The 25,907-nt window shown below is 72.0% G+C and carries 26 protein-coding genes and 1 tRNA gene; 11 read left to right on the top strand and 16 right to left on the bottom strand.

The genetic code is table 11. The features are described from left to right. Positions 1-77 precede the first annotated feature (77 nt). The 9 genes from EDD30_RS01650 to EDD30_RS01690 all read left to right on the top strand — a co-directional run bounded on the left by EDD30_RS01650 (position 78) and on the right by EDD30_RS01690 (position 8,819). Complete coding sequence (locus EDD30_RS01650) at positions 78-593, top strand: hypothetical protein (RefSeq protein WP_071809567.1); 516 nt, start codon at positions 78-80, stop codon at positions 591-593. Positions 594-637: 44 nt separating this feature from the next. Continuing rightward, positions 638-1,147, top strand: a complete 510-nt coding sequence (locus EDD30_RS01655) for a hypothetical protein (protein ID WP_071809566.1) — start codon at positions 638-640, stop codon at positions 1,145-1,147. A 127-nt stretch (positions 1,148-1,274) separates the two neighbouring features. After that, entirely contained in the window at positions 1,275-1,643 is a 369-nt protein-coding gene (locus EDD30_RS01660; protein ID WP_071809565.1) for a hypothetical protein, read from the top strand. Then, positions 1,643-3,661, top strand: coding sequence for a hypothetical protein (locus EDD30_RS01665; protein WP_071809564.1), 2,019 nt, complete (start codon positions 1,643-1,645; stop codon positions 3,659-3,661). The genes EDD30_RS01660 and EDD30_RS01665 overlap by 1 nt, the downstream gene beginning before the upstream one ends. A gap of 364 nt (positions 3,662-4,025) precedes the next feature. After that, the gene (locus tag EDD30_RS01670; RefSeq protein ID WP_071809563.1) at positions 4,026-4,379 is read left to right on the top strand and encodes a hypothetical protein; all 354 of its coding nucleotides are present in this window, start codon (positions 4,026-4,028) and stop codon (positions 4,377-4,379) included. Between the two features lie 447 nt (positions 4,380-4,826). Continuing rightward, the gene (locus EDD30_RS01675) at positions 4,827-5,711 is read left to right on the top strand and encodes a bifunctional DNA primase/polymerase (protein ID WP_071809562.1); all 885 of its coding nucleotides are present in this window, start codon (positions 4,827-4,829) and stop codon (positions 5,709-5,711) included. Further along, positions 5,708-6,904, top strand: coding sequence for a DUF3631 domain-containing protein (locus EDD30_RS01680; protein WP_084557748.1), 1,197 nt, complete (start codon positions 5,708-5,710; stop codon positions 6,902-6,904). The genes EDD30_RS01675 and EDD30_RS01680 overlap by 4 nt, the downstream gene beginning before the upstream one ends. Positions 6,905-7,239: 335 nt before the next feature. Beyond that, entirely contained in the window at positions 7,240-7,428 is a 189-nt protein-coding gene (locus EDD30_RS01685; protein ID WP_071809561.1) for a helix-turn-helix transcriptional regulator, read from the top strand. Further along, complete coding sequence (locus tag EDD30_RS01690; RefSeq protein WP_071809560.1) at positions 7,425-8,819, top strand: tyrosine-type recombinase/integrase; 1,395 nt, start codon at positions 7,425-7,427, stop codon at positions 8,817-8,819. Before EDD30_RS01685 ends, EDD30_RS01690 begins: the two co-directional genes overlap by 4 nt. A 142-nt stretch (positions 8,820-8,961) precedes the next feature. Here the strand turns inward: EDD30_RS01690 and EDD30_RS01695 are convergent. Then, a tRNA-Sec gene (locus tag EDD30_RS01695) sits at positions 8,962-9,057 on the bottom strand. A gap of 288 nt (positions 9,058-9,345) precedes the next feature. Here EDD30_RS01695 and selD point away from each other — a divergent pair. After that, a complete protein-coding gene (selD, locus tag EDD30_RS01700) occupies positions 9,346-10,344 on the top strand; it encodes a selenide, water dikinase SelD (protein WP_071809571.1) in 999 nt (332 codons plus the stop codon). Between the two features lie 152 nt (positions 10,345-10,496). Then, positions 10,497-11,534, top strand: a complete 1,038-nt coding sequence (locus EDD30_RS01705; RefSeq protein ID WP_071809559.1) for an FAD-dependent monooxygenase — start codon at positions 10,497-10,499, stop codon at positions 11,532-11,534. 247 nt (positions 11,535-11,781) lie between these two features. Here the strand turns inward: EDD30_RS01705 and EDD30_RS01710 are convergent, their stop codons facing one another. The 15 genes from EDD30_RS01710 to EDD30_RS01775 form a co-directional block, all read right to left on the bottom strand. Continuing rightward, entirely contained in the window at positions 11,782-12,216 is a 435-nt protein-coding gene (locus EDD30_RS01710) for a hypothetical protein (RefSeq protein ID WP_123678016.1), read from the bottom strand. A gap of 100 nt (positions 12,217-12,316) precedes the next feature. Further along, on the bottom strand, positions 12,317-12,826 hold the full coding sequence (locus EDD30_RS38115) for a hypothetical protein (protein WP_143163045.1): 510 nt from the start codon (positions 12,824-12,826) through the stop codon (positions 12,317-12,319). A 479-nt stretch (positions 12,827-13,305) separates the two neighbouring features. Beyond that, positions 13,306-13,740, bottom strand: coding sequence for a hypothetical protein (locus EDD30_RS38120; RefSeq protein ID WP_143163044.1), 435 nt, complete (start codon positions 13,738-13,740; stop codon positions 13,306-13,308). A gap of 102 nt (positions 13,741-13,842) precedes the next feature. Next, a complete protein-coding gene (locus tag EDD30_RS38660; protein WP_170047695.1) occupies positions 13,843-14,007 on the bottom strand; it encodes a hypothetical protein in 165 nt (54 codons plus the stop codon). 247 nt (positions 14,008-14,254) lie between these two features. After that, complete coding sequence (locus tag EDD30_RS01725) at positions 14,255-14,803, bottom strand: hypothetical protein (RefSeq protein WP_071809557.1); 549 nt, start codon at positions 14,801-14,803, stop codon at positions 14,255-14,257. A 63-nt stretch (positions 14,804-14,866) separates the two neighbouring features. Then, positions 14,867-15,835: a DNA topoisomerase IB gene (locus EDD30_RS01730; RefSeq protein WP_071809556.1), complete on the bottom strand. Its 969-nt coding sequence runs from the start codon at positions 15,833-15,835 to the stop codon at positions 14,867-14,869. Further along, positions 15,819-16,748, bottom strand: a complete 930-nt coding sequence (locus EDD30_RS01735; RefSeq protein WP_071809569.1) for a glycosyltransferase family 9 protein — start codon at positions 16,746-16,748, stop codon at positions 15,819-15,821. Before EDD30_RS01735 ends, EDD30_RS01730 begins: the two co-directional genes overlap by 17 nt. Beyond that, on the bottom strand, positions 16,745-17,425 hold the full coding sequence (locus EDD30_RS01740) for an SDR family oxidoreductase (RefSeq protein WP_071809555.1): 681 nt from the start codon (positions 17,423-17,425) through the stop codon (positions 16,745-16,747). Before EDD30_RS01740 ends, EDD30_RS01735 begins: the two co-directional genes overlap by 4 nt. A 2-nt stretch (positions 17,426-17,427) precedes the next feature. Continuing rightward, complete coding sequence (locus EDD30_RS01745) at positions 17,428-18,825, bottom strand: PfkB family carbohydrate kinase (protein WP_071809554.1); 1,398 nt, start codon at positions 18,823-18,825, stop codon at positions 17,428-17,430. Continuing rightward, positions 18,822-19,436 (bottom strand): D-sedoheptulose-7-phosphate isomerase, encoded by a 615-nt coding sequence (locus tag EDD30_RS01750; RefSeq protein ID WP_071809553.1) that lies wholly within the window; start codon positions 19,434-19,436, stop codon positions 18,822-18,824. The genes EDD30_RS01745 and EDD30_RS01750 overlap by 4 nt, the downstream gene beginning before the upstream one ends. Continuing rightward, complete coding sequence (locus tag EDD30_RS01755; protein WP_071809552.1) at positions 19,436-20,659, bottom strand: glycosyltransferase; 1,224 nt, start codon at positions 20,657-20,659, stop codon at positions 19,436-19,438. Before EDD30_RS01755 ends, EDD30_RS01750 begins: the two co-directional genes overlap by 1 nt. Further along, a complete protein-coding gene (locus EDD30_RS01760) occupies positions 20,644-21,579 on the bottom strand; it encodes a glycosyltransferase (RefSeq protein WP_071809551.1) in 936 nt (311 codons plus the stop codon). Before EDD30_RS01760 ends, EDD30_RS01755 begins: the two co-directional genes overlap by 16 nt. Then, positions 21,576-23,153, bottom strand: a complete 1,578-nt coding sequence (locus EDD30_RS01765) for an HAD-IIIA family hydrolase (RefSeq protein WP_123678743.1) — start codon at positions 23,151-23,153, stop codon at positions 21,576-21,578. Before EDD30_RS01765 ends, EDD30_RS01760 begins: the two co-directional genes overlap by 4 nt. Next, on the bottom strand, positions 23,150-24,148 hold the full coding sequence (locus EDD30_RS41340) for a glycosyltransferase family 2 protein (RefSeq protein ID WP_071809741.1): 999 nt from the start codon (positions 24,146-24,148) through the stop codon (positions 23,150-23,152). Before EDD30_RS41340 ends, EDD30_RS01765 begins: the two co-directional genes overlap by 4 nt. 11 nt (positions 24,149-24,159) lie before the next feature. Continuing rightward, on the bottom strand, positions 24,160-25,803 hold the full coding sequence (locus EDD30_RS01775) for a carbamoyltransferase family protein (RefSeq protein ID WP_071809735.1): 1,644 nt from the start codon (positions 25,801-25,803) through the stop codon (positions 24,160-24,162). Positions 25,804-25,907: the final 104 nt, after the last annotated feature.

A 25,907-nucleotide genomic window follows, 5' to 3' on the forward strand; every position in this document is an offset into this window, starting at 1 on the left:
TGGCTCGCCGGCCGCACCCGCGGCCGGCATGAGCTTCGAGCCGGCACCATCCGACACCTGATCGGAGACCTCTGCTCGTGAGTACCTGCAAACTCAGCGCCGAGCAATGGCGCGTGATCAGCTACCTGTACCACCCGGACCAGCTCAGCCGCCGCACCAGCCCGAGCCTGGCCGACGTCATGACCAAGCAGGCCGTCGCACGCGACGACGTGGTCGAGGTCGTCGAGCGCGGCCTCGTGCAGAGCCGCGTCGGCGGCGAGGAGTGCACCCGCGGACCGCTCAAGCGGCTGCCCGAGAAGGCCATCCGGCTGCGGCTGACCCGGGCCGGGATCTACCGCGCACACCACGACCCGCAACACCTGGTGCTGTGCGCCCTACGCGTGCACCGCACGCTCAGCCTCGATTTCCTGATGCACCGGCTCGCCACGCCGGTCAGCCACGACGAGCTGTGCGACATCGCCAACAACGGCCTGATCACCGCCTATGCGCTCGGCACCGACATCGAGGTGTCGGTCAGCCAGATGTGGGACTGTCCGAGCCACGCCCACGCACTGATGACCAAGCATGGCCGGGCCTTCCTCGCCTACCTCTGAGCCAGCCACCGACCAGCCCACCCCTGTGCGGAAGGAACCTCGCCGTGACACCGCTCAGCCCGGAACAATGGCGCGTCCTGAACTACCTGCACCACCACAAGATGCACACGCTACGGCCGTCCCTGCTGCACCTCCGCAAGCTGCAGTACGTCGGCGACGCCGACCTGATCGACCTGGAAGACCGCGGCCTGATCACCGCCATCCTCGGCAACGACGAAATCCAGCGAGCCGGCCTGGCCGCACTGATGAACACCACGCTCGTCGCCCGGCTGCGGCTGCGGCTGAGCCGCCCCGGCCTGCACACCGTGCTCGACGACCCGGGCAACCAAATCCGGTTCACCCTCGGCGCCTACCGGACGCCGATCCGGCTGTCCACGCTGTTCGTCGGCAACACCATCGTCATCGACGACGTGATCACCATGCAGCGCCGCCGGCTGATCGCGGTGGAACTGCTCGACTTCGGGGAGTTCGAACTGACCCCCGACGCGCGTCGGTGCACCGAGATCTTCATCGTGCGGCTCACCGACAAGGGCGCCGAGTACCTGCCCCGCTAACCCGCTTCACCAGTTCCACCGCTCCCGGCGCCGTGTAGCGCCTGCCCTGTAGCCCGTGATGGGCCGCGCCGCGCCGGGAGCGTCTCCTCGGCGCGGCGCTGCCCGGACCCTCATGGAAGGACACGTGATGGCTCGCCGCCTGATGCCCGACGTGGACATCAAGACCGATGAAGACCTGCTGCACCTGCTGGAAGGCCTCCGGCAGCTCGGCATCGCCGGTCACGACGAGATCGACGAGCTGGCCGGGCTGATCCGGATGAAGATCGAACGCTACGGCCGGCGCAACGGCCTGTCGCGGATGCGCGCGAAGTTTTGGGGCCGCCAGGTCGCCCGGCCCCTGGTCAAGGCCGCCGACGAGTTCCTGACCATCGCCGCCTACGCGCGGGTGTGCCGCAACCGGTTCGAGGCGTTCCTGATCGCCCTCGACGACGAAAGGCCCGGCGTCTCGGACTTCACCGTGACCAGCCGCGACAACCGCAACGGGCAGGCGGCCTGATGACCCGCCGCACCCATCGCACTGCCGGCTACGGCGATGTGGCCCGTGGCGCCGCGTACGAAGTCAAGGGCAACCCGCTGCCCTACGTCGTCCCACCCCTCGCCGCGGTCATCAACCTGATCCTGTCCGGAGTGTTGTCGCTGATCTGGGGCGCCTACGCCCAACCCACCGTGTGGGAGGCCGCGTGGCGCTCGGCGCTGATCGTCGCTTGCTCCGCGGCCATCGTGTGGACCACTTGGGGCGTCGGCCGCGCCCGCAAACTCGAGCTACGAGTGGCATCGCTGCTCATGTCGAGCTGCTCGTGTGTCGGCCTGTTCGTGCTCACCTTCCGCGGCTGGAGCCGCGACTCGGTGATGGTGTACCTGCTGGTGATGGTCACCGCCTCGATCCTGTTGGCCACCACGAAACTGCTGCGCGGGCACGGCGACGACGCCCGCGGCACTGCGTTCGGTGAGCTGGGTGAGCGGGTCCGGGAGTTGCAGGACATCGGCAAGACCGGCAAACCCAAGGTGGTTGACGGGCGGATCGTCACCCACACCGAGATGGTGCATGGCGGGAACTTCGGTGACCTGGCGAAGAAGGAGGTCCGCACCGCCATCGCGTCGTCGCTGGATGTGCCGGTGGGTGGGGTGCGGATGATCCCGGACCGCAACACCCCTCGGGTCGGGCGTATGGAGGTCTCCCCGGTCGACATGCTGGAAAACCCGCCCGCCTGGCCCGGCCTGTCCGCGCCCGGCGGATCCATCGCCGCACCCATCCGGATCGCCGTGTATCAGACCGGATCGGTGATCCCGCTGATCCTGCCCGGCGACCCGAAGCAGGATCGCAACGCGATCGGTGTGCTGGTCGCACTCGGCGTAGCCGGCTCGGGCAAGACCGCATTGCAACTCGAACTGGCCTGCGAGGCCCGCTCACGCCGCGACGCCGAGGTCGTCTACATCGACGGCCGCAAAGGGCTGCAACTGCCCAAGGCGTTCCGCGACGCCATGCACGTCATGATCCACGACCCGGCCGAGGGCGAGCGCTACCTCGACGGGCTCATCCCGGAGGTCGCGAAGCGGGCCGCGCAGATCGGCGGGCACGGCCATGACCAGTGGGTCGCCGGCTGCGCGAGGTGCCCGAAGTTCCGGGTGGTCATCGTGGACGAAGCGTCGAAGTTCATCGAGGCCGAAGACACCCTGGTCGAGCTGGCCGAATCCGTCCGCTCGGTGGGCATGTTCGTGCTGCTCGGTATCCAACGCGCCACCGGCGACCGGCTCCCCACCTCAGTGCGCTCCACCATCGGTGGCGTGCTCTGCATGGGAGTGCGCGACATCGCCGAGGCCGCCCGGGTGCTGTCGGAGGACACCATCGAAGCAGGTGCCGACCCGTCGTGGAAGAACCGCAAGCCCGGCGCCCTCTACGCCGAGCTACCCGGCACCGACCCCGACGACTGGTCCCTGCCCGGACGCACCTACAAGATCGATCGGGACCAGGTGGTCGCTGAGTTGGTCGCCTACCTGGCCAGCATCGGCGAGGCCCCGGCCGGTACCGCGGCGACCGCCGTGCCGGTCGCGCCAGCGGTATCCACTGCTGCGGCGCAGGACACCGCTGATGATCGCGACGACCCGGACCTCGACAACGATCCCGAACTGGCGCCGCCGCCAGTCGATCCGGACTGCCCGCCGGACGAGGACCCGCACGAACCGATCACCGTCCCACCCCGGCGGCGGATCCCGCTCGACCTCGAACCCGAGAACGGCCGCACGTACAGCCCGGCCGAGATCCGCGCGATGATCCGCAAAGCGATTGTCACCGCCTACGGCAACGGCCGCCGCGAAGTCCGCCCGTCGAACTTCGCCCCGATCGTTGGTCTGGTCGGGGAGGAAGGCTTGAAGCCGCCCACCCTGACGAAGATCCTCGGCGAGTTCTGCCATGGACCGGCGCCGCTGCTGCGCCGCTCCGAGGCGAGGGGCGTGTACGAGATCGTGCCGCCGGAACCCGACGGCGTGCCCGCCCTTGCGGGCGCCACCGCATGACCGGCCTCGCTGCCCGGATCCGCCGGGCTGCCGCACGGTGGCCCGGCGCCCGCGGCGCCCGCATCACCGCAATCCGCTGCCCGCTGTGCAGCACCTGGCGCCGGCCGCGTGAGTTCCGCAGCCGCGCACACGGCTGCCGCCGCTGCGTCGGCACCGGCTAGCCCAATCCGCCCCCGCGCAAACCCGCGTTGCCCGTCACGCACGGTCACGGGTGCGGGCGGGTATTTCACGCACTTCACGGACTTCACGCATACCCGTACAGGCCCGTCTATGCGTGCGCGTGCGCGCGCGCAAGCCTCCCGTGAAGTCCGTGAAGTGCCGTCCGTGAAATCTCACCGGCATCTACAGAAAGTGACATTCCGGCATGTCCTGGTTCCGTCACGCCCGGCGCGGCGCCGCCCACGAATTCGGTCGGCGTCTGTGGCGCTGGTTCGCAGCCTTCGAGATCATCCGCTGGTCCCTCCGGCGGGCCCTGCCCGTCCTGCTGTTCCTCGTCTTGCTCACCGCCGCGGTGTGGTTCGCGGTGCGCACCGCAGGTTGGTGGCTGCCCCGACTCGCCGCGGTCGCTGCCCTCGCCGCGACCCTGGTCCTCGTCACCGGGCTCGCTCACCGCTACCGGTGGGAGCTGCGCGCTGGGCTGCCCCGGCTCGCCACGCTGGCCGCCATCCTGATCGCCTTCGCCGGCGTGCTCGGCACGGTCGTCTACTGCCTGCTCTAATGCGCCCACCCATCAGCGGCCCACCTGCGCGCCCGGACGGGTGGCGTCTCTGCGCCGCCGGGTGTGGGGTGCCACTGCATCCGGCCGCCGCCGCGGGCGGGCACAGCACCCACCCCGGATGCGACCCGCAAGCCGCGGCAGTCGGTCCGCCGCAAGTGCGGTGGGCCTGCGTGTACTGCGCCAGCAACGGCCGTGCCGGTTCCTCCGCGATGGCCATGGCGTTCATCCGCCTGCATGAACGCTTCGCCTGCCCGGCCACCGCCGTGTCGCTATCCGATCCGGTCGACGGCTACACCGCCCGCATGGCCCGCCACGGCGTTATGCACCGCGCCTATCCCGCCGCGGTTCCGGCATACACCGCCGGATTCCGCGGCGGCTCACCCCGCCCACCGGCCCGAAGACCACCCGCCCGGGTCCGCGGCCCCGACCTCGTTCTGGGAGTTACCCATGCCCGAACCTCCGCAGCTGCTCCAAGCGGCCCTCACGCTCGCCCGTGACGGCTGGCCCGTGTTCCTGCTCGGCCGCACCAAACGACCCGTCGCCAACTGCCCCGCCTGCCCGAAAGCCGGCCAGCACACCCGCCACGACCCCGAGGCCTGCGAGTGCCTGACCTGCCACGGCTTCTACGCCGCCACCCGCGACCCCCACCGCATCACCGCCATGGTCCACGCCGTGCCCGGCGGCATGCTCGCCATCCGCACCGGCCACGTCAGTGACCTGGCGGTCATCGACATCGACCCACGCAACGGCGGCCGAATCCTGCCTGACCTGATGACGCCCACCCGGTGCGTCTACACCGGCTCCGGGGGCTGGCACCTGTACTACCGCCACCCCGGCGGCACCCTCGCCGCCAAGCTGCGCGGGTACCCGGGCATCGACATCAAGGCCGACGGCGGCTACGTCGTCGCCCCACCCTCCCTTCACCCGAGCACTCGACGCCCGTACAGGTGGGTGGGTCACTGGCCGGTCAATGAGATGCCCGCGCCGCTGATCGCCTCCGCCCGACCCGCCGAGGCGCCGCCGGCCGCAACACCCGCCGCCCGCCCGACCCCGACGACGAACGGGCAGGGCATCTCATCCCCGCCCGCCCTACTCGCCGCGCACCTCGACGCGGTCGCCCGCGCCCCCGAGGGCCGTCGCCGCACCACCCTCTACGGCGCCGCACGCGGCGTCGCCCGCATGGTCGCTGCCGGCGCGCTCACCCACCACGACGCCTACGCGGCGCTCTACGACGCCGGGCTGCGCGCCGAACAGGTCCACCGCGACATTCACGCCGCGATCGTCGGCGGGTTCCGCGCGGAATCCGTTGCTACCGAAGGGATTGCCGCATGACCGACCCCCAGCCGATCGAGGGCGCCGCCATCCTCGACCGCCTCCACGGTGCCCTCACCCGGTACGTGATCCTGCCCTCGCCCGAGGCCATCGACGCAGCCGTACTGTGGATCGCCGCCAGCCACGCCCAACCGGCGTGGACGCACGCCCCACGGATGGTGATCAAAGCGCCGGAGAAGCGGTGCGGCAAATCCCGCTTCCTCGACGTGGTCAGCGAGACCTGCCACAAGCCGATCATGACAGTGAACGCGTCCACCCCGGCGATCTACCGGTCGATCGGCACCGACGACCCACCCACCATCCTCTTGGATGAGGCCGACACCATCTTCGGCGGCAAACAAGCCGAAGCCAACGAAGACCTCCGCGGCCTGCTCAACGCCGGCCACCAACGCGGACGACCCACCATCCGATGGAACCAGCAGAAACAGCAGGTCGAACAGATCGCTACCTTCGCCATGGCCGCGCTCGCCGGGATCGGCTCCATGCCCGACACCATCGAGGACCGCGCCGTGGTCATCAAGATGCGCCGCCGCACCTCGGCGGAGAAGGTCGCCCCATTTCGGCAACGCCGCGACGGCCCCGCCCTGCGCACCATCGCCGCCGACCTCACCGCCTGGCTGCGCACCAACATGATCGAACTGGAGAAGGCCGAACCGGCGATGCCGCTGGAAGACCGGGCCGCCGACACCTGGGAGCCGCTGATCGCGGTTGCCGACCTGGCCGGCGGCAACTGGCCCGCCCGCGCCCGCACCGCCGCGCTCGCCTTGAACGCGGCCCGCGACGGCGACGCCGAATACTCCGACCGGCTCCGTCTGCTCATCGACTGCCGCACCGCGTTCGGGGACCTCGACGTCATCCCGTCCATCGTGCTGCTCGAGCGGCTCAAGGCCCTGCCCGAGTCCCCGTGGGCCGAGCTCAACGGCATTGGCCTGACTGCGATGAAGCTCGGCGTGCTGTTGCGCGAGTACGAGATCGGCTCGGAGAACATCCGCTTTCCGACCGGCCGGGTCAAGGGGTTCTACCGGCACGCGTTCACCGACGCGTGGGAACGCTACTGCCCGCCACCTGACCCGGACGCAGTCACCGAGCCGTACAAGCCGTACCAAGACGACGTATCCGCAGCTCACCCCCGGTACGGCTTACTACGCCCGGTACGGCTTGAGCCGTACCACGACCAGGCCGGTACGGCTTAGCCGTACCAGCCCCGAAAAGCCGTACCGGGGCTGACCTGCGAAAACAGGCCCCCGGTACGGCTTGTACGGCTTGACCCCCTCCACAGCACCCCACAAGCCGTACCACCCCTCCACGAACCCGCGAAGACCGCCCGCTGAGAGCCCCACAGCCGCATCGACGCACCCCACCACCCACCCGAGGGTCGGATCATGGCTGAACGGCGCTCTCAACGGGCCACTCTCAAGCCCTTCACCACGGCGAACCCGCCGCCCTCGACGCATCACCCCCAGGCGCAGGACGGGCGCGTAGGGCCGTTCTGCGCCCCCGCACCGCACCGCAGTGGGAGGCCAACCCGATGGCGCGCACCTTCCTCACCCTGCCCGAATTCCTCGCCGAGCTGGACGTACCCAAGTCGACCTTCTTCCGCTGGAAAGCCCTCGGCCAAGCACCCCGCACCTACAAGCTGCCCAACGGCCAACTCCGCATCCGACGCACCGACTACGACACCTGGCTGGAGAGTCGAGAGGAGCCGCAAGCCGCATGAACACCACCTACGACGTTCGCGTCTGGGGTATCCGCGAGCACAAAGGCAAAGATCGCAAGACGGGCAAGCCCCGCAACAGCTTCCGCGCTCGATGGCGAGTGGAAGCGCGGCCTTTCGGGGAAACCTTCCAGACTCGCCCTTTGGCTGAGAGCTTCCGGGCCAAGCTGCTCACCGCCCAGCGCGAGGGCATTGCATTTGATACCGCAAGTGGTCTGCCCGAACCGATGGCCCGCAAGCTGAACAGCAAGTCCTGGTACGAGCACGCCGTCGAATTCGTAGACATGAAGTGGCCGCGGGCTGCTGCGAGCCATCGCCGGAGCATCGCCGAGACCCTTGCCAACGTGACACCAGCATTGCTCGCGTCCACCCACGGATCTCCCAGCGACGCTGAAATCCAGCGCGCGCTCTACGCCTGGTCGTTCAACAAGACCCGCCGTGAGGGCGGATCACCACCCGCCGAGCTGGCACCAACCGTGCGCTGGCTCGAAGCCCACACGATGAAGCTTACGGACCTCAACAATGCAGAGGTCATTAGGAAGGCGCTCGATACTCTGAGCCTCAGACAGGATGGCAGAGCGGCTGCCGCCACCACAGTGGCGCGCAAACGAGGCGTCTTCTACAGCGCGTTGCGGTACGCCGTTGAGCTCCGCCGGCTGCCGTCGCATCCGATGGAACACGTTCAGTGGATCGCACCGCGGTCGGAGGACGAGGTCGACCGCCGCTCGGTAATCAACCCCGCCCAAGCGCTGCAACTCTTGACCGCCGTAAGCCGTCAGGCGCCACGGCTGGTCGCGTTCTTCGCCTGCATGTATTACGCCGCCATGCGTCCAGCAGAGGTCGTGCACCTTCGGATCGATGACTGCAAGCTGCCTGACTCCGGCTGGGGTCTCCTGCGCCTCACCGGGTCTACTCAGCACGCAGGTCTGGATTGGGGCGACGATCCCGGTGTGATCCTGGAGGACCGTGAGTTGAAGCATCGCGCCAAGACCGCGACTCGCCCGGTCCCGGCACCTCCGATATTGGTTCGGGCCCTGCGGTGGCACGTCGCGTGTTACGGCACCGCACCTGACGGCAGGCTGTTCTCCAGCTCGACCTACGGCAGGAGGCCCATCTCGAAGTGGGCCTATGCCTACGCGTGGCGCCACGCCCGCCGGGCGACTTTCACCGAAGCGCAGCAGCGTTCTCCTCTCGCGGCACGCCCGTACGACCTTCGGCACGCAGCCGTGTCCCTGTGGCTCAATGCGGGTGTGCCGGCGACTCAGGTCGCGGAGTGGGCGGGCCACAGCGTCAACGTGCTGCTCAAGGTGTACGCGAAATGCATCGAGGGACAGGACGAGGCCGCTCGTCGCCGCATCGAACATGCCCTTGGCGCGAACGAACTCGACACATGATCCCGAGCCAAACTTTGCCACGCATTTGCCACAACCGGTGGGCCACAGCGGTCATGAGTGGGACTTAGTGAGATCCCAACCAGATTGATCCGCAGACCCCGCCTGGGCGCTTGTGAGCAGCTCAGGCGGGGTGTTCGCTGGTTGGCGGAGGCGGACGGGAATCGAACCCGCCTGACCCGGATACCGCGTCACACCGGTGTTGAAGACCGGGAGGGGCACCAGCCACCTGAACGCCTCCGTTGATCACCCTAGCCCCTGGGCCCACCGCGCCCTGCAGCCGGGAGCGTGGGCATGACGCGAGCCCGAGGCCGTGGTCGCCGCGCCCACGGCGCGCGCGGGCCCACCGCCCGTCGCGACCGTCGCGGCGAGCAATGCCGCAGCGGCGGTCCCATTGACGAGCCCCCGTGGATATCGCGAGATGCTTCGCTGCATCCCGGGAGAGGCCCTTCCATGATGTCCCCGGATCAGAGCAGGCACGAGGCGCCCCGCGGGTAGGCGTGGGGCGTGGGACAGTGCGGGGGTGACGATGAGCGAACGACTCACCCAGTACGCGCACGGTGGCGGGTGCGCCTGCAAGATTCCGCCCGGCGAGCTTGAGTCCGTGGTCGCCGGGCTGATCGGGTCCGCGGCGCCGGACGGGCCCGGGGAGTTGATGGTCGGTCTCGACGACGGCGACGATGCCGCCGTGGTGCGGTGGGGGGCCGGACTTGCGGTCGTCGCCACCGCCGACTTCTTCACGCCGGTGGTCGATGATGCGTACGACTGGGGGCGGATCGCCGCCGCCAACGCCCTGTCCGACGTGTACGCGATGGGCGGCAGCCCCGTCGTCGCCGTGAACCTGCTGGCCTGGCCGCGGGAGAAGCTGCCCATGGAGCTTGCCGGTGAGGTCTTGCGGGGTGGGCTGGACGTGGCGCGGGAGGCCGGGTGTCATGTCGCCGGGGGCCACAGTGTGGACGATCCCGAGCCCAAATACGGCATGGCGGTGACCGGCGTCGCCGACCCGGACCGGTTGATGCGCAACGACGCCGGCGTGGCCGGGACGCCGCTCACGCTGACCAAGCCGCTGGGAATCGGTGTGCTGAACAGCCGGCACAAGGCGACCGGCGAGGTCTTTCCGCAGGCCGTGGCCGCGATGACCCAGCTCAACCGGGCCGCCTCTGAGGCGGCCCTGGAGGCGGGGGCGGTGTGTGCCACCGACGTGACCGGGTTCGGGTTGCTCGGTCATCTGCACAAGTTGTCCCGGGCCAGCGGGGTGACGGCCCGGATCGAGGCGGCGGCGGTGCCGTACCTCGACGGCGCGCGCGAAGCGCTGGCGGCCGGGTACGTCAGCGGGGGAACGCGACGCAATCTCGACTGGGTGTTGCCGTACGCCGACGCCGGTGGCGTGAGCGCCGACGAGTTGCTGCTGCTGGCGGACGCACAGACCTCCGGCGGGTTGCTGGTCGCCGGGGTCGTGCCGGGCTATCCGGTGGTGGGCGAGCTGGTCGCGGCCCGCGCGGACGGGACGACGCTGGAGATTCGGTGAACGGGTCGGCGACGCGCAGCGGCGCCCACACCGCGCTCCGCGCGGGACAGGGGTGCGATCGGCAGGGTCCGCGGGGCATGGGCGATCGGAGCCTCCGTATCCGCTGCGGGTGAGGGCGGCGGACGAAGTGGATCGTACGGGAGGATGGGGGCATGACCGTCCACAAAGTGATCATCGCCGGTGGTGGTGTCGCGGGGACCGCGACCGCGCTCGCTCTGTGGAAAGCCGGCATCGAGGCCGAGGTGTACGAGGCACACGCGTCCGGAGGCGCGGATGCGGGCGCCTTCCTCACCGTGATGCGTAACGGCATGGCCGCGCTCGCGGGGATCGGCGCGGCCGAGGCGGTCAACGCGGTGTCGTTCCCGGCGCGGGCGGTGGCGTTGCTCGACGCCCAGGGCCGGCGGCTCGGGCACCGGCCGATCGAGGGCCCGGCCCGATCGCTCACCCGCGCCGCGCTCTACCGGGCCCTGCAGGAGCTCGCGATCACGCGGGGCATCCGGGTGCATCACGGCAAGCGGATGACCGGGGCCTCGAGCGGCCCCGACGGCGTCGAGGTCGGCTTCGCCGACGGCAGCCGGGTCACCGGCGACGTGCTGGTCGGGGCGGACGGCATCCATTCGCGGACCCGCCGGCTCATCGACCCGGACGCGCCCGAGCCCCGATACTCCGGCCAGCATGTCGTGTACGGCTACGCGCCCGGCAACCCGGCCGGTCTCGACCCGGACGAGTACCACATGGTCCGCGGCAGCCGCGCGTTCTTCGGCCTCACCGTGCCCGGTGGTGACGGCCGGACCTGGTGGTTCGCCCGCGTCCACGGCGAGGAGCCGGCCGCGGGGCTCCGCCCGGAGCAGTGGCGCGAGCTGGCCCTGACGATGTGCCGCGACGACGCCACCCCGGCCCCTGCGCTCATCGCGGCCTCCGGCGCGGACATCGTGGGCGGCGACTCCTATGACATCCCGACCACCCCGCACTGGCACAACGGCCGCATGGTCCTGGCCGGCGACGCCGCCCACGCCGCGGTCCCCGCCGCCGCCCAGGGCGCGTCGATGGCCATCGAGGACGCCGTGGCCCTGGCCACGGCGCTGCACGACCACGACGACCCGACGACCGCCTTCGCCGCCTACGAGGACCGCCGCCGTGCCGAGACGGAGGAGACGGTCGCCGCGAGCGCCCGCCTGGGCTCCCGGTGAGGGACCGCCGCGCACGCCCGGCGACAGATCAGGATGTCCGACCACCGCTGGCGATTCTTCGCGGAAACCTTACAGAAGCCCCACACGGCGTCCGGGGACGAGCCGGAGCGATCACCGGAAGTGGGCCAGAACCCAGAACCCTGACGCGGCCCTACCCGGGCGCCGCCAGTCGACCTGGGGCAGGAAGTGGACGTGCACCGCCGGGCAGGACCGGCGGCGAGCGGGATGGCGTCGCCACATCTGAGGGCTACGCGGTCCTGACGACGGCGAGCGGTTCCAGGCGCACAACGCGCGAGGTCCAGCAGTCCGACGATTCGGTCGCAATCTCGTTGCCGCAGTCACACACGAGATTGGGACCGTCGCATCCGTCCAGGCCGCAGCAGCCATTCCGCCGGCTGAGGTCAGGATGCAGACGACGCACAATCAGATCGTCCGGGTGGATCAGAACCGTGTTCCGGGGCCCCGCGGAGACGTGAATCCTCTCGTCCGTGGAACTGGGCACGTGGGGAGGGCCGAACGGATCGGGATCGACGGCAAACCTCCCCAGCGGTACCCATGCCGGACAGTCCTCACCAGGCTCAAGGTCGCACGGTGCCACCGGTTCGTCGAGTTCCGAGAGGGGTAACGCCTCCAGGTCCTCTGTCAGCACGGCACCGCACCGCAGGCAGGCGAACACAGTCATGAAGTGATCATCGCGCGATCGCCGATCTGGAGCACTCACGTTTCGTCGAACGCTGTCTCGTCCGTTCGGGTACGCCGATATGGTCCGGTTTTGTTCGCCTCTATGACCGCCTGAAGGCCCGCCCACCGACCGGATGCTGCCCTACCTGCGAATACTCGGCCGGCCTCGGGTGTGTTTCCGACTCACTCGACGACGCCAGAGTTACCGACTCCATCGATCTGTTGCAGCTCAGCGACCTGCGTAGCGGCCGGAGCTCATCCTGAGGGATATTCCTGGGATGGGCCGAGCCGACGACCAGCGCGAGATCGACGCGGAGCAGCGCGACACTCTTGCTGACGCGCGACATGCTGAGCTCGATGACCGAGAGCGGCGGTTGGACCAGCGCCAGGACTATCGCGATGCCCGTCACGACGAGCGGGACCATCGAGCCAAGGAACGCGACAGGCAGGCATCGGAGCGCAACAGGCAGGCCGACGAGCGAGACAGGCAGGCCGACGAGCGAGACAGGCAGGCCGACGAGCGAGACAGGCAGGCCGACGAGCGAGACAGGCAGGCCGACGAGCGAGACAGGCAGGCCGACGAGCGAGACAGGCAGGCCGACGAGCGACACAGGGACGCTGATCAGCGCGAGATCGATGCCGAGACGAGCAGCGCGGGCCCAAGCGCTGTCTAGCTTCCGCCTCCCTCGACGACTCCGGAAATACTGCCGCCACGGCCCGCCGAGCGCTGCGGGTGCGGTGGCGCACCGACGCGACTAGTGGATAGTCATCAAGATGGGACTGGACGCAACACAGCCGGCTCAGGTTCGGCTGCCCACGGCGGAGGCTACCCGGGCCGGGCTGAAGGCCAGCAGGCCAGACTTTTCGAGACGCTGGCGCAGACGGCCGACGCCATCGCGTGCACGGAGGAGGAGCGCGCCGGGTTTTACGAGAACGCGGCGGCGCACCTTCCGGGCGCGATCGAGCATGCTGCACGCGCCCGCCGCTTCGCTGCGGCGGAGAGAGCATCAGCTTCAGCGTTCCGAAGTCACAAGTTGCCATCGGAAGAGGTCCGGCAGGCAATCCGTGACTGCGGTGCGAGCGCTGGCGATCAATAGGCGCTTGAGTAGCGTTGGTGCTCGGCCTGAGCGATATTTTCTGCATGGAGCGATCCGACGAACAGCGGGAGATCGACGCGGAGCAGCGCGACACTGAGAGGGTCTTGCGTACCGCGGCGTTGAATGACCGCGCCGCGATATTGGATGGCCGAGAGCGGCGGCTGGACGAACGGCAGGACTATCGTGATGCGCGCGACGATGAGCGAGACGGTCGAGCTAACGAACGCGACCACCAGGCAAACAGGCGGGACAGCCGAGCCGATGAACGCGACCGGCAGGCCAACCGACGCGACGCGCGAGCCGACGAACGCGACCGGCAGGCAAACGAGCGGGACAGCCAGGCTGACAGCCGCGACAGGGACGCGGACCAGCGCGAGATCGACAGCCAGACGAGCAACGCGGACCCAAGCGCTGTCTAGGACGGCCAAGACCCGCTGAGCGCCTTCGGTGGATGCGGCCGGTGAGATCCGCTGTAGTCAGGGGCTGCTGCGCGATGGACTGTCTCTGCCTCCTTCGACGACGCTAGGGAACTACCTCCGCCAGATGTCCTCCTTCTTGGCGACCATGCGATTAGGCGCGCCCGCGATGTGGTCCACGCTGCCCAGGACGAGGGCTGGCAGACCCACGGGCCGGACCCGGCCGACGCCACCGCGCTGCACCGGGCCGTCAACGAACTGGCCCGTGCCCTGCGACACCGGCGAGCCAGGGTCGCTGCCGCCGGCGCTGCCCGAGGCGGGCCGGCGGTTGGTCGTCGACGAGAACCTTCGGTCTCGTCACCACCCCGCGCAGACTCCTCCACCGGCACTCATCGTAGTCACTCTTGGTGACGAGGCGGGGTGGCCGGCAGCGACGTCGGGTTGGCGCCGGAGGTTAGATCACAAGCTCAAGGGTGAGACTCCAAGGTCTGGCCGGAGCGCCCCACCGGCCACCGGAGAAGGGCGCTCAGCGCCCCTGGGCGAGGTCGGCGTAGCGGACGATCTGCACGCCCAGGGCGAGCACCAGCAGCAGCTCCATCACCGACACGACGGTGAGGTCGCCGCGGCCGGGGCCGTCCACCCAGAAGACCACCAGGGCGCTCACCGCGGGCAGGCAGAAGGTGCCCAGGTCCACGACGAGCTGGGACACCTTGCGCAGCCGGCGTTCGGGGTCCGAGCGGTGCGCGATCTCCCAGCCGAAGACCTCCTCACCCGGGGCACCGGCCAGTTCGGCGAGCCGGGGTGCAAGCGTCAGGCGCAGGTAGCGCCCGAGTGCCGAGACCTTCTCGTCGTTGACGAGGTAGGTCCAGCCGAGCACCACGCAGACCGGCGGCAGCAGCAGGAGCAGGCCGCTGTGGCCGCGTGGGGTCAGGGTCGCCGCGACGACGCCGGCCATCGAGGCCAGCGTCGCGTAGATCAGGTTGTCGCGGAAGCCGATGCGGGTCTTCTGCTCCTCCTTGAGCCGCTCGTACTCCACGAGCAGCAGCTTGCCGGTGGTCACCGATGCGTCGCTCACCGCACCATCCTCCCCGGTCCGGCGGGGACGGGGGAAATCACCCGAACGGACACGGCGACCGATTCAGTCGGTGAGCAGGTCGATCACCGCTTCCTCGGTGGGCTCCGCCACGGTGCGGCCTTCCTCGTAGGCCTCGATCACCTTCGGATCCACGTAGGAGCTGCGTGCCACCGCCGGGGTGTTGCCGAGCAATCCGGCGGCTTCCTCCATGGCGTGTGACACGGCCTTCTTCCGCGCGGTGTCCGATTCCTTCGGTCCCACCTCGGCGAGTTCCCCGGCGGCCTTGACGGTGCCGTGCCAGGTGCGGAAGACCTTCGCGGTCATCTCCTCGCCGCTGATCTCGCGCAGGTAGTCGTTGACGTCCTCGGCGCGGATCTCGCGCCAACGCCGCGCCGACGGGTCCCAGTACGCGAACAGCCGCTCCTCGCCCCGGCGCCGCCGCCGCAGGTCGCGCAGGACCTGGCAGACCTCGCCGTCCCTCACCGGGTGGGCATGCTCCCTGCCCGACTTTCCGGTGAACTCGAGCACCACGTAGGCGCCGCGGGTGCGTACGTGCTCGGGACGCAGGGTGGACAGGCCGAACGACGGGTCCTCCTCGCGCTGGGCGTACTGGTCGCTGCCGACCCGGAACATGCCCATGTCGAGCAGGCGGGTGATCGCGGCCAGCACCCGGGCGCGGCTGAGGCCGCGGCCGCTGAGGTCGGTGCACAAGCGGGATCGGATCTCCGGCAGCCGCTCGGCGACCGCCCGGGCGTGGTCGAACTTCTTCTCGTCGCGGGCGGTGCGCCACCGCGGGTGGTAGACGTACTGCTTGCGCCCGGCGGCGTCGAGCCCGGTGGCCTGGACGTGCCCGCGCGGGTCGGTGCTGATCCATACGTCGGTCCAGGCCGGCGGGATGACGAGGTCCTTGATCCGGGCGAGCGCCGCCTCGTCCTTCAGCGGCTCGCCGTCGGCGTCCAGGTAGCGGAAGCCCTTGCCGCAGCGCCGGCGGGAGAAGCCCGGCCGGGTGAGGTCGCTACGCCTTAACCGCATGACGTTCCACGTCGCGGGCGGCCTCCAGAACCTCCTCCACCGTGACGGCCAGCAGGGCCGGGTGGACGTCCGGACCGGGCTGGTCGCCGCGCTCGGCGCGGGTGCCGTGCCAGATCGCGCGATGGTACGGCCGCGGCGGCGGCCCCCAGCGCCGCGGCGGCATCGGGCCGAAGAGCACCACCGACGGCGTACGGTACGCGCTGGCGAGATGGGCGATGCCGGTGTCGCCGCTGACCAGCAGCCGGGCGTGGGCGACCAGGCCGGCCAACTCGTCCAGGCCGGTGCGCACGACGGAGTCCGGGCCCAGTCCGGCGCGGGTGGCCACCCGCCGGACGATCTCCCGCTCGGCGTCCGTACCGGTGACCAGCACCCGGTGCCCGGCCGCCGCCAGGGCCCGGGCCACGGCCGCGAACCGCTCGGGCGGCCACCGGCGCGACGGCGACTTCGCGCCCGGGTGCACGATGGTGACGTCGTGCGGCACGTCCACGGCGGGGACCGCCAGCATCAGGTCCGACGGATCGGCGGCCGCGCCGTAGTGACGCGGCAGCCGGCACCAGCGATGCACCTCGTGATCCTCCTCGATCCAGGCCGGACCGTCGAGATGCCCCGCCTCCGGGCTGGCAAACGCCCAGAGCTTCGCCGGTTCCACCGCTTGCAGCAGGCGGTGCGACCGCGGGCCGCGGCCGTGCAGGTTCACCGCCACCTCCACCGGCGGCAGCGCGGGCAGCGGCGCGCCGAGCCCGTCGGCGGGCACGATCCGGTCGACGCCGCCGACCAGCTCGATCAGCGGCGTCAGCCAGGCGGGTGCGGCGAGCGCGAGGGTCCGGGCCGGGAAGGCGGACCGGAGCGCCCGCAGTGCCGGCACGCCCGCGGCGAGGTCGCCCACGCCGAGGGCGCGCAGCACGAGGATCACGGGTACGAGGTCTCCTGCTCGGCGGCGATGACCAGCTCGCGCACCGCGCAGCCGGCCGGCTGGCCGAGGGCGAACATGACGGCGTTCGCCACGTTTGCAGGGTCGTTGAGGATGGCGTCCGCCCCGGGCTTGTACTGCTCGTCGCGGTCGTCGAAGAACTTCGTACGCATGCCGCCCGGGATGACCAGGGTGACGTTGACCTGACCGGCCAGTTCGGCAGCGAGCGCCCGGGTGAAGCCGACGACGCCGAACTTCGCGGCGCAGTACGCGGTCGCGTCGCTGACCGCCTTGATGCCCAGCGTGGAGGCGATGGTGACCACGCCGCCGTGCGTCTCTTCGAGCGCCGGGACCGCCGCACGGATGACCGCGGCGGTGGAGAGCAGGTCGATGGTGACGATGCGGTCCCAGATCTCGCCGGGGATGTCGGCGAGCGCACCGGGCACGTCCATGCCGGCCGCGGTGACCACGCCGTCGATGCTGCCGCCGGCCCGTGCGATCAGCTCCCGGGTGGCCGCCTCGGCGGCGCGGGTGTCGGCGAGGTCGCACTCGATCCAGTCGACGCCCTCCTTCGGCGGCTGCCGGTCGATGACGAACGGCCGGCCGCCGGCCTTGGTGACGGCGTCGACGACGGCGGCGCCGAGGCCGCTCGAGCCGCCGGTGACGATGACTGCATCCATGGTTACCTCCTGGTGGCGGCCCGTGCCGCGGCGATGGTTCCGGTGGTGGAGCGGCCGTCGAGATAGGGCACGATCACGGTCTGGCCGCCCCAGCGGTGCATGAGTGCGGCCTCGGGCAGGTCGGGACCGCCGTCGGCGTAGTCGCCGCCCTTGACCCACACGTCCGGGCGCAGCCAGGTGAGCACCGCCTCGGGCGTCGGCTCATCGAAGATCACGACCGCGTCGACGCAGTCGAGGGCGGCCAGCAGCCGGGCCCGGTCGGCCTGTCCGGTCAGCGGCCGCTCCGGCCCCTTGAGCGCGGCGACGCTGCGGTCGGAGTTGAGGCAGACGACCAGGCAGTCGCCGAGCTTGCGTGCCGCTTTCAGGGTCGCAAGATGTCCGATGTGGAGCAGGTCGAAGCAGCCGCCGGTGGCCACCACCGTGCCTCCTCGCGCCCGGATCTCGGCGACGAGCCGACCCACCTCCTCGGCGCCGATCCGCTCCGGGCTCTCGGGCTTGCGCTCGGGGGCCAGCGCCGCGGTGACACCGCCGGCGGCCACGTACGCGGTAGCGGCGGCGACGGCCTCCTGGACCGCCTCGGAGACGAGGGCGCCCCGGGCCAGGGCGAGGGCGGCGGTGGCGGCGAACCTGTCCCCCGCACCGCAGGTGTCCCCGTCCGCCTCGTCGGGGGCCGGCACCACCAGCGGCGTCGGCCCGTGGTGGCAGAGCACCGCGCCGGCCCGGCCGACGGTGACCGCCACCGCGCCGGCACGCCAGCGCTGGCGGAGCTGATGTCCGGCGCGCTGGACGGCGGCGAGCATCGAGCCGCCGCCCGCGTCGCCGGTGAGCGCGCGGACCTCGGACTCGTTCGGCGTCACCAGGCGCACGTTCGGCACCGGCGCGGGCCCGTGCGGGTGCGGGTCCCACACGATCGGCGCCCGGGTCTGCTCCAGGGCATGGCGCAGCTCCGGGTGCCGGGTGACGCCGCGGCCGTAGTCGCTGACCAGGACGGCGGTGGCGGCGCGGAGCACCTCGAGGGCGGCCTCGGGCGCGGCGCCGGGCGGTTCCGGGTCGCCGCCGCGGTCCAGTCGCACGAGGACCTGGCCGCCGGCGCGCAGGCGGATCTTCTCCGGGGTGGCGCCCGGCAGCGGCAGCGCGTACACTGCGACGCCCGCGGCGGTGAGCAGCTCGCTGAGCCGGGCCGCGGCAGGGTCGTCGGCGAGGGCCGTGACCAGCGCGACGTCGTGGTCCTGGCCGGCCGCGAGCAGGGCGGCGAGGCCGGCGCCGCCGGGCCGGTCGGCGACCGACCTCTCGTCGAGCACCGGGGCGGGCGCGTCCGGCGCCACCCGGCGTACGGCGCCGTCGATGTCGCGGTCGAGCAGGGTGTCGCCGACCACGACCAGCAGGGGCCGGCCGCTCATGACACCAGCACCGCCTCGCGCCGGGCGGCCACGGCTTTTCCCAGCACTGCGGGCAGCGCGCGGTCGAGGTACTCGCACATCACGTGGACCGAGATGAGATGCAGCTCCTGCACCACCTGCGAGTCGTCCGACGGGCAGCACAGCGCCTCGTCGCACGCCTCGGCGAGCGGGCTCGGGCCGTTGCCGACCAGGGCCCAGGTGCGCACGCCCAGCTCCCGGGCGGCGTGCGCGGCCCGCACCAGGTTGGGGCTGCGGCCGCTGGTCGACATCAGCATGAGCACGTCGCCGGGGCGGCCGTGCGCGCGCACCTGGCGGGCGAACACCTCGTCGTAGCCGTAGTCGTTACTGATCGCGGTGACCGTCGAGGAGTCCGGGGTCAGGGCGATGGCGGACAGCGGCATCCGCTCGTCGCGCAGCCGTCCGACCAGCTCGGCCGCGAGGTGCTGGGCCTCGGCCGCGCTGCCGCCGTTGCCGGCGACCAGCAGCCGTCCGCCGGTGCCGAGGTGGCGGGCGAGCTGGGCGCCCCAGCGGGCGAGACGCCCGGACGCCGCGGCCCGGTACGGCCCCAGCGCCGCCGCCATGCCGCGCACATGGGTGTCCAACGGATCCATCACACAACCGCCTCTCGGGACTCCGTGCTGGTCAGGTGCCGGCCGGCGACGGACGCGTAGACCGCCGCGAGCCGGGTGGCGACGCGCCGCCACGAGTAGGAGTGCGCGGCGCGGTCGGCCGCGGCCGCCGCATACGAGATGCGGCGCACCTCGTCGCCGAGCAGCCGGCGCAGGGCCAGGCCGAGCTCGCGGGGCTCCCGCGGGGGCACGAGGTCGCCGGTGACGCCGTCGACGACCGTGTCCGTCAGGCCGCCGACCGCGGTGCCGACCACGGGTACGCCGCACGCCATCGCCTCGAGCGGGGTGAGCCCGAACGGCTCGTACCAGGGCGCGGCGGCGAGCACCTCCGCCGAGCGGTACCAGCGCGGCATGTCCGCGGCGGCGACCGCCCCGGCCAGCCGGACCCGGTCGGCCACGCGGCACTGCCCGGCCAGGGCGCGCAGGCGGCGGGCGTACGGGTCGTCGTCGAGGCGGCCATCGGGCGGGCCGCCGACGATCACCAGCTCCGCGCCGGGAACCGACGGCAGGGCGCAGATGAGGTCCTCGTATCCCTTGCGGGGGACCAGGCGCCCGACGGTGAGGATCCGCGGCCGCTGCGGGTCGCGGGGCTCGGCCGGCCCCTCGGGGCAGAACAGCGCGGTGTCGACGCCGGAGGGCACGAGCGTCATCTGAGTGCGCGGCACGCCCATCAGCAGCAGCTCGCGGATCTCGTCCTGGCACTGCACGACGACCCGGTCGACGACCCGGCCGAGCTGGCGCTCGTAGGAGATCCGGTGCGCCGGACTGGTGTCGGCGGCGCCCTGGTGGCGGCGCTTCACCGAGCCGAGCGCGTGGTAGGTGAGCACGACCGGCACGTCGCAGGCCCGGGCGGCGGTCACCGCCGCCAGCCCGCTCATCCAGAAGTGCGCGTGCACGACGTCGGGCGCCCAGGTGCCGCGCCAGTCGGCGGCGGTCCACTCGGCGAAGTCGCCCATGTACGGCAGCAGGTCGTCCTTGGCCAGCGTCATGGCGGGCCCGGCCGGCACGTGCACCACCTCGAAGCCGTGGACCTCGACGACCGGGGGCGGTGCGGGGTCGTCGCGGCGGGTGTAGACGCGGACCTCGTGGCCCTGCTCGGCCAGCGCGGCGGCCAGGGCGGCCACGTGGGCGTTCTGACCGCCGGCGTCGACGCCGCCGAGGGCGGACAGCGGGCTGGCGTGCTCCGAGATCATCGCGATGCGCATGTTTCCTCTTCCAGCAGTCGGTCCCAGTCCGCGAGGAAGCGGTCGAGGCCGTAGCGGGCCAGGGCGACCTGGCGGGCGCGCTCGCCCAGCCGGCGGGCCGCCTCCGGCTCGTCGATCAACCATTGCGCCGCCTCGACCAGGGTGTCGACACGGGTGGAGAGCACGCCGGCGTCGGGGGGCACGGCGGCCACGGCCTCGGTGGTGGCCAGCGCCAGAACCGGCATCCCGATCTGCATGGCCTCGATCAGGCTCAGTCCCAGCGAGGTCCATCGACAGAGGTGCAGGTACGCCCGCCGCTGGGCGATCGCCTCGTGCATCCGCGCCTGCGGCGGATCGTCGTACGTGGTGACGTTCTCCATGCGCAGTCCGGCGACGCCCATGCCGTACACGTCGAGCGGGGCGACGGCCGCGAACCGCGGCATGAGGTCGGTGCCGGTGACCCGGTGGCGCCGGACCGGCTCGTTCGTGACGACCGCGAACCGCGCGAGCTCGCCGGTCCAGCGCACCGCGGGCTCGACGATGCCGTGCTCGATCACGGTGGTGCGGGCCGACCCGGTGTCCCAGAACAGCTCGTTGAAGTGGGTGACGTGGGCGACGACGAGGTCGTCCCGGTCGGCCATCGGGTGCCTCGAGTGCGGGACGTCGCCCTTGGGGGTGTTGTGCTCGACGTAGATCTTCGGCGCGCGCAGGTGCGCGACGCGCTCCAGCTCCTCGGGACGCTGGAGCACGACCACGTCGACGTCGTCCGGCCGCAGGGCGCCCACGTCGACCTCCTCGACGGTCTCCGGCCAGTCGAAGGTGCGAGCCCGGCCGCGCCCCCACTCGTCGCGCCCGGCGTTGACCGGCACGAGATAGCGGTGTTTGCCCTGGACGAACGCCGTCGTCCAGGACCCGTGCACGTGCCAGAGCAGAATGTTCACGCGGCGACCTCTTCCGTTCGGTTCTCGGGGGTCCGCACGCCGAGCAGCCGCAGGGCGGCGAGGACGTCGGCGGGCCGGATGGTCGAGAGGCAGGGGTGCCCCGGGACGGGGCAGCGGGTGGCGCGGGTGTCCCGGCAGGCGGCGGCGGGGTCGCCGAGGCGCACGTGCGGCACGCGGTAGGGACCCCACTGCCCGAAGGGGACGGTCGGGGCGTAGAGGCTCACCACCGGGGTGCCGACCGCGGCGGCGAGGTGGGCCGGCCCGGTGTTGGCCACGACCGCGGCGGCCGCCCCGGCGAGCAGGCCCGCGAGGCCGGCCATGCTGGTCGGTCCGGTGTCGGTGGCGACGGTGCCGGCCACGAAGGCGGCGAGATCCCGCTCCCCCGGTCCACCGGTCACCAGGACCCTGTGCCCGTCGGCGGCGAGGGCGGCGACGACGGCCCGCATCGTCTCGGGTGGGCACGAGCGGGCCTCGACGGAGGCGCCGGGGTGCACCACGACGTAGTCGCCGTCGTCGCGGACCGGCCCGAGGATGACCCGCAGGCCGCCGTCGTCGGTGTCCGGCAGCGCGAACCCCGCCGCGGCGGCGACCGAGCGGGCCCGTTCCGCCTCCGGCAGTCCCGCGGGCACGCGGTGCCGCACGTCCAGCAGCGACCCGGGATAGTCCTCGCTGATCGCGGTGATCCGGCGTACCCCGGCGGCGCGCAGCAGCAGCGCCAGCGGCAGCGCCGACTGGTGGAACGAGGTGAAGACGACGGCCTCCTCCGCGCCGGTCGCGGCGAGCCGATCGGTGAGCTGCCGGACGAAGGCGGCGTCGACGTCCCGCGGCTGCGGGTCGATCCAGGGCAGCCGGGCCTCGACGATCTCGTCGACGCCGGGCAGCAGCTCGGCGGCGGCCCGGCCGCGCGGGCCGCAGAGCAGCACGACGCGCTCGGCGCCCGCGGCGACCGCGCGGATGCCGGGACCGGTCAGCAGCACGTCACCGGCGGAGTCGGACCGCACCACCAGCACCGTGCCCGCGCGTGGACGACCGACGACCGGCGTGACCAGCGCCTGCCGCTGCAGGATCAGGTCGGCGGCGCGGCCCAGGTCGCTGGCCACGGCGGGGGCGGCGGCGATCTCGGGGGCCAGCGTGACCGCGGTGGGAACCATGATGCCGGTGGCGCCGGCGGCACCGGCGGCGACCATGTCCCGGCCGATGTCACCGACGACGACGCAGCGCGGGGCGGCGGTGCCGAGGGCGGCCGCGGCGTCCTCGATCATCCCCGGCGCGGGCTTGCGGCAGCGGCAGGCCGCCGCGTCGTCGTGCGGGCAGATCTGCCACACGTCGAACGGGCCGAGCAGTTCCTCCACCCGCGCGTGGACGGCGTCGAGCTGCGCGGCGGTGAACCGGCCCCGGGCCAACCCGGACTGGTTGGTGACCACCCCCAGCCGCAGTCCGGCGGCCCGCAGCCGGTCGAGGGCGGCCCGCGCGCCGGGCATCGGCCGCACCAGCGTGGGATCGCCGTTGTAGGGGACGTCCACGACCAGCGTGCCATCCCGGTCGAACAGGACGGCGTCGTACAGCCCGCTCACCGGGCGGACCCCAGCGGGCGGGCGCCGCGCCACCGGACCCAGCCCCGCAGCCAGTGGACGGTGGCGACCGGCGGGATCGCCACGCTGGTCAACGCCATCGTGGTGACCTCACGGGCGGTACGCGGTCCGGGCGCGATCCGGGCGGCGGCGAACTCCGCGGTCCCGGCGGCCCAGACCACGGCCGCGGCGGACACGGCGGCGGACCAGGCCCGGCGCCGGGTGAGCAGGGCGGGAACGGTGAACGCCGCGGCGAGGATCCCGGCGGCACTCACCGTCAGGTGCCGGCGGCGGCGGCCCGGTGGAATCTCGAGACGGGTACGCCAGTCGCGGCCATAGAGGCGGCGCAGGAGGGCGTCGTCGGTGTTGCCGCGCTGCGTGCGTACGCTCACCCAACGGTCTTCCGGACGCACCGGATGGGTGACCGTCCGCACCCCCTGGACAAGCTGGTAGCCCGCTTGCCGCACCCGGTGCGCGAGTTCCGCGTCCTCCCGGAACGCCCGGGGCAGCCGCTCGTCGAAGCCGCCCGCGGCGGCCAGCGCGCCGCGGCGGTACGCCATGTCCGCGGTGATCCAGGCGCCGTCGGCGAGCCCGGCGGTGACCCGCTCCCAGTCGGTGGGGCGGCGCCCGGCGGGCAGCGGCACCCGCAGGACGCCCTGCACTCCCCCGACGTGCGGGCCGGCGCCGGTCAGGTCGTCGTGCAGGCGGGCGAGCCAGTCCGGGTCCGGCACCACGTCGTCGTCGAGGAACGCCACCCACTCGTGGCTCGCCGCCTGCCAGCCGACGTTGCGCGCGGCGGCCGGGCCCGCGGCCCGGCCGGTGAGGACCTTGACGTCGATGCCGGGCGGCACCGGCAGCTCCTGCGCCGGGTGGCGCCGGTCGTCGACCAGCAGGAACTCGACCGGCACCGGCGCCGGCTCCGCGGTGGCGAGCGCCGCCAGCAGGGCGGTCAGGCTGGGCCGGCCGAGGGTGGGCACCACCACCGAGATTCCGGTCATCGACCGTCCGCTCATCGGCCGTCTCCGAAGGCCTTCGCGCGGTGCACCGCGAAGGGGCCGAGCGCGAGCAGGTCGACCGGCGCGGAGCCGAACAGCTCCATCGCCTCGCGGGGCGTGTCCACCATCGGCCGACCGGCGGTGTTCAGCGAGGTGTTCACCACCACGGGAAGCCCGGTGAGGCGCTCGAACTCGGCCAGCATCTCCGCCACGACCGGCTCGGTGTCGGTGTGGACGGTCTGCACCCGCGCGGTGCCGTCGACGTGCGTGACGGCCGGGATGCGGTCCTTCCACTCCGGTTTGACCCGGTGCACGAAGAGCATGTACGGGCTCGGGTAGACCCCGTCGAAGATGTCGGCGAAGCGCTCGGCGCGCACCATCGGCGCGATCGGGCGGAACTGCTCGCGGCCCTTGACGTTGTTCATCCGGGTCTGGGTGTCGGCGTCGCCCGGGTGCGCGAGCAGCGAGCGGTGCCCCAGGGCGCGCGGGCCGTACTCGCTGCGGCCCTGGTACCAGGCCACGATGCCGTTGGCGGCGAGCACCCGCGCGGCCTCGGCGGCGATGGACTCCGGCCGGGTGTACGGCAGCGCCGCCCGCCTCAGCTCGGCCTCCAGCTCCTCGTCGCTCCAACCACGACCGAGGTCGGCGCCGGTGAACGCGGCGATCGGGCCGGCATCGCGGGCCACCGCGCACGCGGCGCCGAGTGCGGTGCCGGAGTCGCCGGCGGCCGGCTGCACCCAGACCCGGTCGAACGGCCCCTCGGCGGCGACGCGCGCGTTGGCCACGCAGTTCAGCGCGGTGCCTCCGGCCATGGTGAGGGTCTTGAGGCCACCGGACGCCTCGTACGTCCAGCGGGCGAGGTCGAGCAACACCTCCTCCAGGCGCACCTGCACGCTCGACGCGAGGTCGGCGTGGGCCTCGGTCATCTCGCCCTCGGCCGTGCGCGCCTTGGCCAGCGCGGACCAGTCGATGCGCTCGACGGTGAAGCCGCCGTCGTCGTTCGCGTGCACCCACTCGCGGAACAGGTCGAGGTACCTCGGCCGGCCATAGGAGGCCAGCGCCATCACCTTGTATTCGTCGGACGAGTGCAGGAAGCCGAGGTGGCGGGTGAGGTCCTCGTAGAGCAGGCCGAGCGAGTGCGGCAGCTCCTGGCTCGCCAGCGTGGTGAGCCGCCCGTCGCGGTAGGCGCCGGCGAGGTGGCTGGCGACCTCGCCGCGCCCGTCCAGGACCAGCACCGCGCTGTCCTCGGTGACGGACAGTCCCGCCGAGGCGGCGTGCGCGACGTGGTGCGGCACGAAGCGGACCAGCTCCGGGTCGAGCCCCGGCAGCGCGCCCGCGAGGAACTGCGGTGCCCGGCGGGCGTAGTCGACGCGCAGGTGGTCCCACGGGTCGCTGAGCCCGAGGCTCGCCGCGTCGCGGGTGAGTCCCGGGTCGAAGGAGTAGGCGACGGCGTCGAGATCGCCCGGCTTCAACCCGGCCTCCTCGAGGCACCAGGCGGCGGAGAGCTCGGGAAGCTCCCAGGCGGCGAACGGCACGGGACGCTTGCCGTGCTTGCGACGGCTGAAGCGTTCCTCCTCGGCGGCGGCGACGATCCGGCCGTCCACGATCAGGGCGGCGGCCGGGTCGTGGAAGATCGCATTGATTCCCAGGACACGCATGGGCGCCCGGGTACCCCACTCTCCCCGACTTACTCACATGATCAACGACTTCTTCAAACTTCTTGATCGAGTCACTGACCAGCACTGATAGAAGCACTTGTCAG

This window comes from Couchioplanes caeruleus, assembly GCF_003751945.1.
GTDB classification, from domain to species: domain Bacteria; phylum Actinomycetota; class Actinomycetes; order Mycobacteriales; family Micromonosporaceae; genus Actinoplanes; species Actinoplanes caeruleus.

Coding starts and splice junctions, on each gene's coding strand:
- EDD30_RS01775 (WP_071809735.1), bottom strand. CDS start 25,803: ATGCGTGTCCTGGGAATCAATGCGATCTTCCACGACCCGGCCGCCGCC.
- EDD30_RS01755 (WP_071809552.1), bottom strand. CDS start 20,659: ATGCGCATCGCGATGATCTCGGAGCACGCCAGCCCGCTGTCCGCCCTC.
- EDD30_RS01740 (WP_071809555.1), bottom strand. CDS start 17,425: ATGGATGCAGTCATCGTCACCGGCGGCTCGAGCGGCCTCGGCGCCGCC.
- EDD30_RS01675 (WP_071809562.1), top strand. CDS start 4,827: ATGCCCGAACCTCCGCAGCTGCTCCAAGCGGCCCTCACGCTCGCCCGT.
- EDD30_RS01750 (WP_071809553.1), bottom strand. CDS start 19,436: ATGGATCCGTTGGACACCCATGTGCGCGGCATGGCGGCGGCGCTGGGG.
- EDD30_RS01670 (WP_071809563.1), top strand. CDS start 4,026: ATGTCCTGGTTCCGTCACGCCCGGCGCGGCGCCGCCCACGAATTCGGT.
- EDD30_RS01710 (WP_123678016.1), bottom strand. CDS start 12,216: ATGACTGTGTTCGCCTGCCTGCGGTGCGGTGCCGTGCTGACAGAGGAC.
- EDD30_RS01705 (WP_071809559.1), top strand. CDS start 10,497: ATGACCGTCCACAAAGTGATCATCGCCGGTGGTGGTGTCGCGGGGACC.
- EDD30_RS01665 (WP_071809564.1), top strand. CDS start 1,643: ATGACCCGCCGCACCCATCGCACTGCCGGCTACGGCGATGTGGCCCGT.
- selD (WP_071809571.1), top strand. CDS start 9,346: ATGAGCGAACGACTCACCCAGTACGCGCACGGTGGCGGGTGCGCCTGC.
- EDD30_RS01745 (WP_071809554.1), bottom strand. CDS start 18,825: ATGAGCGGCCGGCCCCTGCTGGTCGTGGTCGGCGACACCCTGCTCGAC.
- EDD30_RS01730 (WP_071809556.1), bottom strand. CDS start 15,835: ATGCGGTTAAGGCGTAGCGACCTCACCCGGCCGGGCTTCTCCCGCCGG.
- EDD30_RS01680 (WP_084557748.1), top strand. CDS start 5,708: ATGACCGACCCCCAGCCGATCGAGGGCGCCGCCATCCTCGACCGCCTC.
- EDD30_RS41340 (WP_071809741.1), bottom strand. CDS start 24,148: ATGACCGGAATCTCGGTGGTGGTGCCCACCCTCGGCCGGCCCAGCCTG.
- EDD30_RS01690 (WP_071809560.1), top strand. CDS start 7,425: ATGAACACCACCTACGACGTTCGCGTCTGGGGTATCCGCGAGCACAAA.
- EDD30_RS01660 (WP_071809565.1), top strand. CDS start 1,275: ATGGCTCGCCGCCTGATGCCCGACGTGGACATCAAGACCGATGAAGAC.
- EDD30_RS01685 (WP_071809561.1), top strand. CDS start 7,240: ATGGCGCGCACCTTCCTCACCCTGCCCGAATTCCTCGCCGAGCTGGAC.